The sequence below is a fragment of the Microbispora sp. CL1-1 genome (assembly GCF_012034195.1).
Taxonomy (GTDB): domain Bacteria; phylum Actinomycetota; class Actinomycetes; order Streptosporangiales; family Streptosporangiaceae; genus Microbispora.
In genome coordinates this window covers 160627-174869 of record NZ_JAATEK010000015.1, presented here as the reverse complement: position 1 = coordinate 174869, position 14243 = coordinate 160627, and the positions used below count along the sequence as shown (strand labels likewise).

The following is a 14243-nucleotide window of genomic DNA, read 5'->3' as shown; positions in this document are numbered from 1 at the left end:
CGGCCGGTCCTTCCCGACGACCGTCGGATGCGGCGGCGAGGGAGTGACCATCGTTCTGGCCAGCGGACGCTTTCAGGGAACCGTTCGGCGAGACGGCGTGAGACGCCTGCGGGGTGTCGTCCCGCTCGGGTGCTTGTTCGAGGATGACGTGGGCGTTGGTGCCGCTGATCCCGAACGACGAAACGCCCGCACGTCTCGGGCGGCCGGTCTCCGGCCAGGGAACGGGCTCCGTCAGCAGCGCTAGGCCCGCGGACCAGTCGACGTACGGGGACGCCTCGTCGGCGTGCAGCGTCTTCGGCAACACACCGTGCCGCATGGCCAGCACCATTTTCATGACGCCGGCGACGCCCGCGGCGGCCTGGGTGTGGCCGATGTTCGACTTCAGCGAGCCGAGCCACAGCGGCCGGTCGGCGGGCCGGTCCTGGCCGTACGTCGCCAGCAGCGCCTGCGCCTCGACGGGGTCGCCGAGCCTCGTGCCCGTCCCGTGCGCCTCCAGCGCGTCCACATCCGAAGGACCGAGCCCGGCGTCCCTCAGGGCCTGGCGGATCACCCGCTGCTGCGACAGGCCGTTGGGCGCGGTGAGGCCGTTGGAGGCGCCGTCTTGGTTGATGGCGGTGCCGCGGATGACGGCCAGCACCGGGTGGCCGTTTCTGCATGCGTCCGACAGGCGTTCGACCAGTAGCAGGCCGACGCCCTCGGCCCAGCCGGTGCCGTCCGCGGAGGAGGAGAACGCCTTGCACCGCCCATCGGGAGCGAGCCCGCCCTGCCGGGAGAACTCGGTGAACATGCCGGGTGACGACATCACCGTCACCCCGCCGGCCAGGGCGAGGTCCGACTCGCCCGACCGCAGCGACCGTACGGCCAGGTGCAGCGCGACCAGCGACGACGAGCAGGCCGTGTCCACCGTCACCGCAGGCCCTTCGAGCCCGAAGGTGTAGGCGATCCGCCCGGAGGCGACGCTGGTCGCCATGCCCGTGAGGGCGTAGCCCTCGGATCCTCCGGCCGCCTCGTGCAACCGGGGGCCGTAGTCCTGGGGCATCATGCCGACGAACACGCCGGTGCGGGTCCCGGCCAGCGACCGCGGCACGACACCGGCCCGTTCGAAGGCCTCCCACGCCACCTCCAGCAGGAGACGCTGCTGGGGGTCCATGGCCGCCGCCTCGCGGGGACTGATGCCGAAGAACTCCGCGTCGAAGCGGTCGGCGTCGTGCAGGAAGCCGCCCTCACCGGTCACGGAGGTGCCCGGCCGCGTCGCGGCGGGATCGTGCAGCGCCTCCACGTCCCAGCCCCGGTTGGCGGGGAAGGCGGTGACGGCGTCGGCGCCGTCGAGGACGAGGTCCCAGAGCCTCTCAGGGCTGTCGGCGCCCGGGTATCGCCCGGCCATGGCGACCACCGCGATCGGCTCGTCGGCCGTCCCCTCCCCGGACGCCGGTGCGGGAGGCGCCGAGGGAGCGGTCGTCCCGCCGCCGGACAGGGCGAGCAGGTGGCGGGCCAGCGCGAGGGGCGAAGGGTGCTCGAAGGTGACGGTCGCGGGAACCGTCAGGCCGGTGGCCGTGGCCAGGGCGTCCCGCAGCTCCACCACGCCCAGCGAGTCGAGCCCCAGGTCCTTGAAGGAGAGGTCCGGTGGGACGCTCCGCGCGTCCGCGTGCCCCAGGACGGCCGCCGTGGCGGAAAGCACGAGATCGAGCGACGCCTGCTCGCTCCTCGCGACCTCCGGATCCCGGGACGCCTCCTGCCGGCTCTGTGTCTCCTGTCTGCTGCGTGTCTCCTGCCGGCTTTCTCCCGGCACGGGATCGGCCGGTGCCGGCCGCGCGTCCGGGTCCGCCGGCGCGGCGACGGTGTCGATCCAGTGCCGGCGACGCTGGAAGGGATAGGTGGGCAGCGGCACGCGCCGCGCGCCCGGCCGTACGGCACGGCTCCAGTCGACGTGCGCGCCGTTGACGTGGAGCGTGCCGAGCGCCCGGAGGAATTCGCCCAGGTCCCCCCTGCCGCGGCGGAGCGTTCCGGTGACCACCCGTCCGAGGCCCGGCGCGGCGTCGGTGGCGTCCAGAATCTCCCGGACTCCCGGAACCAGGATCGGGTGGGGGCTGGCCTCCACGAACACCGTGTGCCCGTCACTCAGCGCGGCCGCGACGGCCTCGTCGAACCGCACGGTGTGGCGCAGGTTGCGATACCAGTAGTCCGCGTTCAGCTCCGCGGTGTCGAGCCGCCCGCCGGTCAGCCCGGAGTAGAAGGCAACGCCGCTCTGCCGGGCCGGGTGCCCCGGCAGACAGGCCAGCAGCCGGTCCCGTACGGCCTCGGCGTGCGCCGAATGGGAGGCGTAGTCGATCCGCACCCGCCGCACCGCGACGCCCTCGGCCTGGTATCGGGCGATCAGCTCGTCCAGCGCGTCCGCGTCACCGGAGACGACCGTGACCGAGGGGCCGTTGACGGCGCCGATCTCCAGGCGTCCCGCCCATTCGGCCACCCGCGCCTCGACCACGGGACGCGGCAGCGGGACCGAGGCCATCCCGCCGCGGCCCGATATCGCGGCGAGCGCCTGACTGCGCAGGACCACGATCGCGGCGGCGTCCTCCAGCGACAGGGCGCCCGCGACGTGCGCGGCGGCGATCTCCCCTTGGGAGTGGCCGATGACCGCGTCGGGACGGACGCCGAAGTGCTCCCACAGCCGGGCCAGTGCCACCATGACGGCGAACAACGCGGGCTGCACGACGTCCACCCGCTCGAACGACGCCGCGCCCGGCAGATCCCACAGCACGTCCCGGGGCGACCAGTCCACGTGGGGCTGGAGGGCCTCGGAGACCTCGGCCAGATGCCGGGCGAAGACAGGAGAGGCGTCGGCCAGGTCCCTGCTCATGCCTGCCCACTGGCTGCCCTGACCGGGGAAGACCAGCACGGTGCCGCCGAGGTCGCGCGCCCTGCCCTGCACCACCCCGGACGCCAGGTCGCCCGCGCCGAACGCGCGCAGCCGTTTCCGCACGTCCTGGTGGTCCGTGCCCACCGCGACCGCCCGGTGTTCGAACGCGGTGCGACCGGTGGCCAGCGACAGCGCGACGTCGGACAGGTCGGCGTCGAGTGCGGCCGAGCCGCTCAGCCGGGCGGCCTGCTCGCGCAGCGCCGCCGGGTCGCGCGCCGACAGAACGAGAGGGACGACCTCCGGGGTGCTCCCGCCGGGGCCGGCATCCTCGCCTTCCCGGGCCGGCCCGGCATCGGTGGCGATCTCGTCCCGAGCCGGCGCTCCCGGCCCGGAGGCCGCGGGCCGCGGCGGCGGCTCGGCGAGGACGACGTGGCAGTTCGCTCCGCCCACTCCAAAGGAGCTGACCCCGGCGACCAGCGGCGCGTCCGGGCGCGGCCAGGGGGAGAGCTCGGTGGCGACCCGCAGGTTGAGGGCGTCGAGGTCGATGCCGGGGTTCGGCGTCTCGTAGTTCAGGCTGGCCGGAACCTCCCGGTGGTGGATGCTGAGCACGGCCTTGAGCAGCCCGACGATCCCGGCAGCTCCCTCCAGGTGGCCGACGTTCGTCTTCGCCGACCCGACCAGGAGCGGCCGCGTCGCGGGCCGGGCCGCGCCGAGCGCGGCGCCGAGGGCCGCCGCCTCGATCGGGTCGCCGACCCTGGTGCCGGTGCCGTGCAGCTCGACGACCTGTACGGCGGCAGGATCGACGCCCGCCCTTTCCACGGCCAGTCGTACGACCCGCTCCTGGGCGGCGGCGTCGGGGACGGTGAGGCCGGGGGTCGCGCCGTCGTTGTTGACCGCGCTGCCCAGGATGACGGCGTAGACGTGGTCCTCGTCGGCCAGTGCCTGCCGCAGCGGCTTCAGCACGACGATCCCGCCGCCCTCCCCGCGCGCGTAGCCGTTGGCCCGGGCGTCGAAGGTGAAGCACCGCCCGTCGGGGGACAGGCCGCCGAACCGCCCGGCGGTCGCCGTGCTCTCCGGGACGAGGTTGAGGTTCACCCCGCCCGCGAGCGCGACGGCCGCCTCACCCGAGCGCAGGCTCTCACAGGCCAGATGGACCGCCACCAGGGCGGACGACTGCGCGGTGTCGACGGTCAAGCTCGGCCCGCGCAGGTCCAGCGCGTACGAGACGCGGTTGGCCAGGATGCCGCGGGTGAGCCCGGCGAGCGTGTGGCGGGTGATGGCCGCCTCTCCCCGCTGGTAGACGAGCGTGGCGTAGTCGGCGGCCATCGCCCCGATGACCACGCTCGCCGGCATGCCCCCGAGATCGCCGGGCCGGATGCCGGCGTCCTCTAGCGCCTCCCAGGCGAGCTCCAGCGTCAGCCGCTGCTGGGGGTCCATCGCCGCCGCCTCCTTCGGCGAGACGCCGAAGAACCCCGCGTCGAACTCGTCGACCCGGTCCAGGAACCCGCCTCGCAGGCCGGCGAGCCGGGGCTCGCCCGCCACGCGGCTCTCCGGGGGCGGGCCGACCGCGTCGCGCCCGGCGCGCAGCAGGTCCCACAGGTCTCGCGGGTGCGGCGCTCCCGGCAGCCGGCAGGCGAGCCCGACCACCGCGACCGCGTTCTCGCCGTAGCCGACCGCCTCGTCCATGGTGAACATCCGTCCCCTCGCGTCGTGCCCGTGCTTCTCGTCGTGCCTGTCGTCGTTTTCGCCGCTTCAGGTCTCGCGCCTGCTCGCTCGCGTGAACGCGCGACCGGTCCGGCCGCATTCGCCGCTTTCCCTCACCGTGGAAGGTGGTACGGCCCGGGCTGTCCCTATTCCACGGCCGAAACGGAAAAGGAAACAGCCCGGTCCGCCCGCGGGAGGCCTTTCCGGAGAGCGCTGAGCAGCGGCGGCGCGGTTTTCGCCGTACCCGCGCTTCCCGTCCGGAGCTCGTGGCTCCGGCCCAGCCAACCTGATCGACATTTGCACGAATTTCGTGCGATAGTCAACTGTGACGCCCATCACGGCATATCGGCTCATTCATAATGATTTCTTTATATATTTCCATCGGAAATCGTAATTGGACCCCGATGGTGCGGCCCGCCTACCGTTTCCGGGGAAACGCGAGCGCACGCACATCGATGGGGGTAGATCCATGACCGTTGCCGAGGCGGTGGCGGCGCAGGAGAGCCGCGACGTCCGCAAACCCGTGGCCCGGCTCGGCCGCCTGCTCGACGGGGACTCGATGACGCCGCTGCACGCGGAGGACGGCAGCGGCGTGCTCGCGGTCACCGGGCGCGTCCACGGCTCCCCGGTGGTCGCCTTCTGCACCGACGCGACGGTCATGGGCGGGGCGCTGGGGCTGGCCGGGGCCCGGCACATCGTCGCCGCCGTGGACGAGGCGCTGCGGCGCCGGGTGCCGGTGATCGGCGTGTGGCACTGCGGCGGGGCCCGTCTCGCCGACGGCGTGGAGTCGATGCACGGCGCCGGACTGGTCTTCGAGGCGAACATCCGCGCCTCGGGCCGGGTGCCGCAGATTTCCGTCATCGTGGGCCCGGCGGCGGGCGCGGCGGCGTACGGACCGGCCCTCACCGACCTGATCGTCATGTCCGACCTGGGCCGGGTGTTCGTCACCGGCCCCGACGTGGTCCGCAGCGTGACGGGCGAGGAGATCGACATGGAGGGGCTCGGCGGCGCCGACGCGCACGGCCGCCGCTCCGGCGTGGTGCACGTGGTCGCCGGGGACGAGGACGACGCCTACCGCCGCACCCGCACCCTCACCGGCCTGCTGGCCGACATCGGCGGGTACGCCCTGGACGGCCTGACCGACGACCGCGACCCGGCCGCCCTGCTCCCCGAGTCGGCCCGCCGCGCGTACGACATCCGCCCGGTGATCCGCGCGCTGCTCGACCACGGCGAGGACGGTGCCGCGTTCGTGGAGATCCAGGCCCGCTGGGCGCCGAACATCGTCGTCGGGCTCGGCCGCCTCGCCGGGCACACGGTCGGCGTCGTGGCGAACAACCCGCTCCGCAAGGGCGGCTGCCTCGACGCCCTGTCGGCGGAGAAGGCCGCCCGGTTCGTCCGTATGTGCGATGCCCACGGCGTTCCACTGGTCGTGCTGGCGGACGTTCCCGGCTACCTCCCGGGAGTCGACCAGGAGTGGGGCGGCGTGGTCCGCCGGGGGGCGAAGCTGCTGCACGCCTTCGCCGAGGCGACCGTGCCGCGGGCGACGGTGGTCGTCCGCAAGTCCTACGGCGGCGCCTACATCGCCATGAACTCCCGCTCGCTCGGGGCGACCGCCGTCTTCGCCTGGCCGGGCGCGGAGGTGGCGGTCATGGGGGCCGAGGCGGCAGTGGAGATCCTGCACCGCCGGCGCCTCGCCGCGGCCGCCTCCGCGGAGGACAGGGAGCGGCTGCGCGCCGACCTGGTGCGGGAACACGAGGAGCTGTCGGGCGGCGTCCGCCGGGCGCTCGACCTCCAGGTCGTGGACGAGGTGATCGACCCGCGGACGACCCGGCGGCGGCTCGCCGAGGCCCTCGCCGCGGCGCCGGCCACGCGGGGAGCGCACAACAACATCCCGCTCTGACCCGCCCGGCTCTTTCCGGTACGGAACCGGGGTGGCACGGAGGCGCGTGAGCGCCCCTCAGCGCGGCAGTGTTCTGGAAGCGCTCACGATTCTCCCAGGCTGACGGCGGCTCTCACCGTGGGCGGGCGCTTCCGGCGGGAGCGCTGTCGCGTTGAACGGCCACCAGTTCCGCTCGCCGAGCATTATCGCGAGAGCGGGGACGAGCAGGGCCCGCACGAGGAAGGTGTCGGCGAGCAGGCCCAGGGTCACCACGAAGCCGATCTGGAACAGCGACTCCATCTGGATCACCATCAACGTGGCGAAGGTGGCGGCGAGCACGAGGCCCGCGGAGGTGATCACGCCACCGGTCCGCGCGAGGGCCTCCGTCACCGCACGGCGGGTTTCGTGCTTGCGGCGCTGCTCGCGGATCCGGCCGAGGAGGAACACGTTGTAATCGACGCCCAGGGCGACGAGGAAGATGAACGCGTATATCGGCAGATTCGGGTCCGAGGCCGGCTGGCCCATGAGGTGGGTGAAGACGAGGGAGCTGACGCCGAGGGCGAAGCCGAAGGAGAGGATCACGGTCGCGATCACGTAGAGCGGCATCACCACCGCACGCAGGAGCACGGCGAGGACGACGAGGATCAGGGCGAGGCTGACCGGGACGATCAGCCCGGTGTCACGGCCGAGTGCCTGGCGGGCATCGTAGTTCTCTGCCACGGTCCCGCCGATCATGACCGTCCGGCCGCCGGCCGCGCGCTCGGCGACCTCGCGCAGCGCGGGGACGGCGTCGGTGGCCTGCTCCGAGAACGGATCCATCCGCAGGTCCGCGTCGAAGGTGATCAGGTCGTTCGCGGAACCCGGCCGGCCTTGCGCCTCCGCCCCCGGGGAGGAGCCGTCCGCCCCGACCGACCTCGCCACCGCGTGCATGTCGGCGACCGGCGTGTGCGTGCCTTCGGTGAGAGCGCTCTGGACCTTCCCGGCCACATCGTCGGCCACGACGATGCGAAGCGGCGCCGCCCGGCCGGGGATGAAGTGGTCGCGGATCACCTGCTGGCCGAGGACCGAGTCCGGCGCCTCACGAAAGGACTCGGAGAAGTCGAGCGCCGGACGCCCGCCGAGGCCGGCCAGCGCGCCCGCGGCGAGGACGGCGGCGACCGCCGCGGCGATCACCCCCGGGCGTGCGTGGACGAGGCCCGCGACGCGCTCCCAGAACGTGATCGCGGGTGCGGACCCGGGATCGAGGCGGGGGACCGCCGGCCAGAACGCCCGCCGGCCGAGCGCGGTGAGCACCGCGGGCAGGAGCGTCAGGCCGGCACAGACCATGACCGCGACGCCGAGGGCGAGGATCGGGCCCATCTCGCGCGTGGCGTTGAAGTCGGCGAGGGCGAGGATCGTCATCGTGCCGATGACGATCGCTCCGGCGGAGACGATCGCCGGGCCGGTGCGCCGGGCGGCGGCGACCATCGCCTCTCTGACGTCCCGCGTCCGGCGCAGCTCGTCGCGGAACCGCGCCACGATCAGCAGGCAGTAGTCGGTGCCCGCGCCGAACATCAGCACGACCAGGATCGAGGTCGTCTGCCCGCTGATGTCGGTGGCCCCGGCGGCGACGAGGCCGTAGGCGAGGCCGGAGGTGACCAGGTAGGCGAGGGCGACGACGGCCAGCGGCACCAGAGCGACCAGCGGCGAGCGGTAGGTCACGAGCAGCAGGAGCAGCAGTACGGCGACGGTGACCGCCAGGAGGGTTCCGTTGACCCCTCCGAGCGCGGCGTTCCGATCGGCCTCGAATCCGGCGCGGCCGGTCACGAAGGCCCTCAGCCCGCTCTCGTCGCCGGTGGCCGGCGGGACGACCTCGCGGATCGCCGCGACCGCCTGCTCGATGTCGGGCGTCGAGTCGTCGGCCATCAGGACCGTGCTCAAGATGACGGTTTCGTCGGGTGAGGTGAGCAGCGAGGCGCCCGGGCTCATGTCGAGCGGGTCGGCCTCGCCGCACGCGCGCTGGTATGGGGTGGCGACCATCCTCAGGTTCGGGATCGCGGCGGAGCGGCACAGCGCGAGGGCGTCGGTGTCGGCGCGCCGTCCGTCGTCCGGGGTGATCCCGCTCTCGCGGAAGTAGACGATCACCGCCGCCGTCTCGCTGCCGAGCCGGAACCGCTCGTCGACGATCTTCTTGACCGCCGCGGACTCGGATCCCCGGACGAGAAAGGTCTCGCTCTCGTCGGCGGCCCGCTCGTTGAGGTCGGCTTGCAGCGGCACCGCGAGCATCGCGAACGCGAGCCACGCCGCGATCACGACCCACCGTGACCGCCGGCCTGCGGCGATCATCGAAACCCTGGTGAGAAGCCGCATCGGGCCGCCGCCCTCAGAGACCACCACCGACACCCTCTATCTGGGTGACGACGCCGTGCGCGGTGTAGACGTAGATCCTCGCCAGGTCGATCTCTATCGGCACGGGCAGGCTCCTGTCGTCCTCGCGCGAGACGACGATCTCGCAGTTGTGGCGGGCCGCCTTCTCACGGGCCTCGGCCAGATCCAGACCGAGCAGCTCCGCCGTGTCGAAGGCGTTCTCCGCGGGCTTGTACTGGTCGGCACCCCCGTTCTGCCCGGTCTCCACCATCGGGCATTGCAGCGCGGTCAGGTCGCGCCCCTTCGCCTTCGCCTCGCCGGAGTCGTCGCTGCATCCCGTCAGGGTCAGCGCTCCGATGGTGATCGACACTGTGGCCGCAGCGACGCTGAGAAGTCGCCGGTGAACTCTCTGCCCGCTCATAGCGGGGACGCTAACCGACGAAACCGCCTGGATCAAGACAACTAACGTCCGCAATGAGGGAATCAACGTCAGATTGAGACTGACTTTCCATTTTCCAAGACGAAAGTTCTTGACACATGGATAAAAGATGCGGACGCTACGTCTGAACCTCGGGCGGTCGAACCACATCGCTCCGGCCGCGGGGCTGGTCGCCGCCGCATAGGGAGAGGAAGTGAGTGGTATGCGGAACGCCGCGCTGCCCGCGCGGAGTGTGAGGCGTTCTCTGATCGCGCTGACTACGGTCGCTTTAGGGGCTCAGATGCTCACCCCGGCGACCACTGCCCAAGCGAAGAGCACCCCCCAGGCTGCTGCCGCCCCTGCGACGAGCACCGGGACGGCCGACAAAGGTTTCCTTGCGGCTCCTGCCAAGGCGGAGGACAGCAAGAGAATCCTCATCTATACCGGTACGACCGGATACCGGCACGCCGATGGGATCGACAACGGGCGCCCTGTGGTGCAGGCCGCTCTCGAGGACGCAGGCTACGAGGTCGATTGGGAGGACTGCGACAACAACGGCGGCGGCGCGAACAACTGCGACAACCCGAACAAGAATCCCCGGATCTTCACCGACGAGAACCTGTCCCGATACGACGCGATCCTGTTCCTGAACTCATCCTGGTCATGGGCAGGCGGCGGCCGGCCCGGACCGCTCCTCGACCAGGCCCAGCGCGACGCGTTGATCCGCTTCACCCAGAACAGCGGCGGAATCGCGGCCGTGCACAACATGACCGACGCCGGCGCCGGCACCTCCGTGTGGGACTGGTGGGACGGCGGGCCGGACAGCCTCATCGGCACGACGATGACCGCCCACTCGAACGGGTCGGCGACCGGCAACGCCGCGACCGTCCAGGTCGCCGACCACAACCACCTCTCCACCAAAGACCTGCCCGACACCTACCAGATCGCCGACGAGCACTACAACTTCGTCCGCAGCGTCCGGGGCACCCACCATGTGCTCGCGACCTTCGACGAGCGCACCTACAACACCGGCAGCCAGAAGATGGGCGCGGACCACCCCACGACGTGGTGCAAGCTCTACGACGGCGACAGGGTCAAGGACGGCACCGCCACCCAGCGGCCCTACAACGACGGACGGACCTGGGTGACCTCGCAGGGTCACTTCGGCGTGCGTTACACCGAAAACGGCGGCGACAACCCGCTGGTCAAGCAGATCGTCGGCGGGGTGCGCTGGGTCGCGGGCGAGGGGGACAAGACCGACTGCTCGGGCACCGTCTGGTCGAACTTCACCCGTACGACCCTGGTCGACAACGCGAACGGCCCGATGGCTCTCGACGTGGCGCGGGACGGCAAGCTCTACTGGACCGAGATCGGTCCCGCGACGGGCTACCAGACCCAGGGTTACGTGAAGATGCACGACCCGAACGGCCCGCCGAACAACTCGACCACGGTCGCGACGATCCCGACGCGCGCCGACCACGGCAACTCCGAAGACGGCGTGCTGGGGATGAGCCTGGAGCCGGGCTTCGATCTGTCGAAGCCGGACAAGCGCGACATCTATGTCTACTACTCCCCGCGCAACCCCGACTGGCCGACCACGGGCAACCAGCAGACGGTCGGCTACAACGTGATCAGCCGCTTCACGCTGAACGAGGACGGCACCGCGTTCCTGCCCGCACAGGCGGGAGGTGACCCGGCGCATCCGTACGACGAGCGGGAGATCCTGCGCGTGCCCAAGGCGAAGATCTCGGGCAACCCGTCAGGCTTCCCGGGCGGCCCCACCGACAACGGCCCCGGCCATGTCGGGGGCGCGGGCCTGGTGTTCGACTCCGAGGGCAACCTCTACCTCGGCGTCGGCGACGACACCTCGCCGAACGCGCCCGGCCACAACCGCTACCCGCCGATGGACCACCGTGCCTCGGAGCGCTGGGACGCGCGCAAGACGGCGGCGAACACCGCCGACCTGCGCGGCAAGATCCTGCGCATCAAGCCGATCGACGACATCCCGAGCGGCGAGGACCCCGGCCTGGACAAGACCTACACGGTTCCCGAGGGCAACATGTTCCCGCCGGGGACCGCGAAGACCCGGCCGGAGATCTACGCCATGGGCTTCCGGCAGCCCTTCACGGTGCACGTCGACCCCGCGCATCCGGGTACGGTCGTCGTCGGCGAGTACTGCCACGACAACTCGGTGGACCAGGCCGATCGTGCCCCGGCCGGCACCTGTGAGTGGGATCTGGTCGACAAGCCGAGCTTCCAGGGCTGGCCGTTCTGCGTCGGCGACAACTCGAAGACCAACACCACGTGGCGCTGGAACTACGCGACCAACTCCTCGACCGGCCAGCAGTACGACTGCTCGCTCGACAAGATCCCGTCCGACCTCACCTGGGCTCCGCCGGGGGGCACGGGCTCGCAGCCCACGTTCCAGGGCCTGGATGAGATCCCCGGCCCCGCCAAGCCGGCGACGATCTGGCGCAAGTACCCCGGCAACCCGGGCAGTCAGGATCCGCTGGCCTTCGGCGACCTGGGCTCCGGCGGCATGCAGCCGGTCACCGGCCCGGTCTACCGATACAAGGACAGCTACGGTCCCGGCGCCTTCCCGCCCTACTACGACGGCTCGTGGCTGATCACCAACCGTGGGGACGACAACGGGTTCTGGAAGGAGGTCCGCCTGCGGCAGGACAACAACCAGATGCTCCGGGTCAACGACTGGCTGCCGGTCAACCACTTCGGCACGCCGAACAACAGCTTCGTGATCCCGACCAGGTTCGGGCCCGACGGCGCCCTCTACATGGGGCGCTGGACCTTCGGCTGCTGCCGCAGCCAGATCAACTCCACGATGAAGATGGAGCTGGTCAAGATCGAGTTCAAGCCCCAGACCACGTGCGCCGAGGACACCCAGGCGCCGACGGTGTCGAACCAGATCGAGGGCCGGGCCCACCCCGGCCAGCAGAACACCTACATCGACTCGGCCACGCTCAAGCTCACCGCCAACGACGTCGGCTGTGCCGGCGTGGAGAAGGTCGAATACCGCGTCAACGGCGGAGAGTGGACCGCCTACGACGCGCCGGTCCCGTTCAAGACTCCGGGGAAGTACACCGTCGACTACCGGGCCACCGACTACTCCGGTAACACCTCCACCTCGCAGAGCGTCGTCTTCACTGTGGCCGACGGCGGCAAGACGCTCCCCACGACGTGCGACATCTACGCGATGGGCACGACGTGGAGTCCCGGCAACTGCGAGATCGCCCGCGGTGGCACCATCACCTGGCACTTCAACGCGCCCGACGCGGCGATGCCGCACGATGTCTGGCTCGTGCCGCCAGGCGGCAACCCGGACCCGAACGCCGGCGACATCTTCGAGGTCACCAAGGGCGCCGTCTCGCCGGGAGGCCCGCCGGTCTCGTACACCTTGGACAAGGAAGGGACCTGGACGGTCATCTGCAGGTTCCACTCGGGCTACGACGGCACGAAGTGGATCGGCATGGTCACGACGATCACGGTCGGAGGAGGGGCCGCGGGGGTGTACACCATCTCCGCCAAGCACAGCGGCAAGTTCGTCGCGCCGCAGAACGCCTCCACCGCAGATGACGCCCCGATCGTGCAGATGAGTGCGACGGAGGGCGGCGAGCAGCAGTGGGAGGCCGTTCCCTTCACCGCGGGGGCCTACCAGCTCAAGAACGTCAAGAGCGGCAAGTGCCTTGACGTGCCGAGGGGCTCGACGGCGACGGGCACCCAGCTCGTCCAGTACGCCTGCCATCCCGACGGGCACCAGGACCAGGTCAACCAGAGGTTCTATCTCGTCCCATCCGGAGACGCCTACCAGATCACTTCGGCGGTGAGCGGGCTGTGCCTCGACATCAACGGCAGGTCGACGGCCAACGGCGCCGCGTTGATCCAGTGGACCTGCAGCAACGACGACAACCAGCGGTTCGCCTTCACTCCGGTGTCCTCGTCTCCCGGCGTTCCGCTGACCGTGACCGCCTCGTCCCGCTGTGTGGGCACGTCGGCGTACGTGGCGGTGACGGCGGTCAACGACGGTGACGTGCCGGCGACGGTGGAGCTGACCACCCCGTACGGCTCGAAGACCGTGGCCGACGTGGCCCCGGGCAAGCAGGCCTACCAGTCCTTCAACGCGCGTGCCGGGCAGATCGGCGCGGGCAAGGCGACGGTCAAGGGGACCGCGACGATCGACGGCAAGCAGGTCACCGCGACCTACGACGCCGCCTACAACGCGATCAGCTGCGCCTGACCACGCCACCGGCGGTGACCTCGGACGACGGGGTCACCACGACGACGCCACCACGACGGGGTCACCGCCGTAGCTCAACCCGGGGCCGGCCGCCCGGCAGGCCGGCCCCGCCCCCCATGGATGGAGCGAACATGAAAATCAACAGAGCGACGCAGGTGCTCGCCGCGTCCGTGCTCGGTCTGGCCCTCGCGGGTGCCGGCCTGGCCGGTCCCGCGGCGGCCGACGACGACCCCGCCGGCACCGGCGGCGTCGACGTGTCGGTGAACATCCAGTCCACCAGCACGCCCGGTCAGCTTTCGATGACGGTGGCCGACAACACGGGGGTGTCGCTGCAGGAGAACGGGTCGGACGCCACCGCCCGCCAGTTCACCGGCACCCTGCCGACGGTCACCGTGACCGACACCCGCACCCCCGAGGAGATCCCCGCGGGCGAGTACTGGGCGGTCGTGGGCCAGGCCAGCGAGTTCGTCGCGGCCGACGACCCGAGCAAGAAGATCGGCCCGGAGTACCTGGGCTGGAAGCCGCGCCTGCTGAGCGACTCCTCCACCGGTGCGGTGGCGGCCGGTGAGCCGGTCTCCAGCGTCATCTCCGACGGCTCCGGAGCTCCCACGGTGGGTCTGGAGGGCCAGGAGCTGCTGGTCTCCACCGCCAACTCCGCCGACGAGATCGGCACCTCCCAGGTCAACGCCGACCTCGCCCTGCGCACCCCGGTCGACGTCGCCGCCGGCGAATACCACTCCACCATCACGCTGTCGCTGTTCAACCAGTCCTGAACCGGCGGCGGGAG

The 14243-nt window shown here is 71.4% G+C and carries 6 protein-coding genes; 3 read left to right on the top strand and 3 right to left on the bottom strand.

The features are described 5' to 3' along the window. A partial coding sequence (locus HCK04_RS19790) for a type I polyketide synthase (RefSeq protein ID WP_205830455.1) occupies nucleotides 1-4543 on the bottom strand: 4543 nt, incomplete at its 3' end. Nucleotides 4544-5030: 487 nt separating this feature from the next. Here HCK04_RS19790 and HCK04_RS19785 point away from each other — a divergent pair. Beyond that, nucleotides 5031-6461, top strand: a complete 1431-nt coding sequence (locus HCK04_RS19785; protein WP_142648844.1) for a carboxyl transferase domain-containing protein — start codon at nucleotides 5031-5033, stop codon at nucleotides 6459-6461. A 57-nt stretch (nucleotides 6462-6518) separates the two neighbouring features. Here the strand turns inward: HCK04_RS19785 and HCK04_RS19780 are convergent, their stop codons facing one another. Both HCK04_RS19780 and HCK04_RS19775 read right to left on the bottom strand, forming a co-directional pair. Further along, nucleotides 6519-8813 (bottom strand): MMPL family transporter, encoded by a 2295-nt coding sequence (locus HCK04_RS19780; RefSeq protein ID WP_142648843.1) that lies wholly within the window; start codon nucleotides 8811-8813, stop codon nucleotides 6519-6521. After that, nucleotides 8803-9207, bottom strand: a complete 405-nt coding sequence (locus HCK04_RS19775; RefSeq protein WP_142648842.1) for a hypothetical protein — start codon at nucleotides 9205-9207, stop codon at nucleotides 8803-8805. The genes HCK04_RS19780 and HCK04_RS19775 overlap by 11 nt, the downstream gene beginning before the upstream one ends. A 220-nt stretch (nucleotides 9208-9427) precedes the next feature. Here HCK04_RS19775 and HCK04_RS19770 point away from each other — a divergent pair, with 220 nt between their 5' ends. After that, a complete protein-coding gene (locus HCK04_RS19770; RefSeq protein WP_142648841.1) occupies nucleotides 9428-13456 on the top strand; it encodes a ThuA domain-containing protein in 4029 nt (1342 codons plus the stop codon). Between the two features lie 131 nt (nucleotides 13457-13587). After that, the gene (locus tag HCK04_RS19765) at nucleotides 13588-14229 is read left to right on the top strand and encodes a hypothetical protein (RefSeq protein WP_142648840.1); all 642 of its coding nucleotides are present in this window, start codon (nucleotides 13588-13590) and stop codon (nucleotides 14227-14229) included. Nucleotides 14230-14243: the final 14 nt, after the last annotated feature.

Excerpts from the sequence above, each read along its gene's own strand:
- HCK04_RS19785 (WP_142648844.1), top strand. The coding sequence starts at position 5,031 with ATGACCGTTGCCGAGGCGGTGGCGGCGCAGGAGAGCCGCGACGTCCGC.
- HCK04_RS19775 (WP_142648842.1), bottom strand. The coding sequence starts at position 9,207 with ATGAGCGGGCAGAGAGTTCACCGGCGACTTCTCAGCGTCGCTGCGGCC.
- HCK04_RS19770 (WP_142648841.1), top strand. The coding sequence starts at position 9,428 with ATGCGGAACGCCGCGCTGCCCGCGCGGAGTGTGAGGCGTTCTCTGATC.
- HCK04_RS19765 (WP_142648840.1), top strand. The coding sequence starts at position 13,588 with ATGAAAATCAACAGAGCGACGCAGGTGCTCGCCGCGTCCGTGCTCGGT.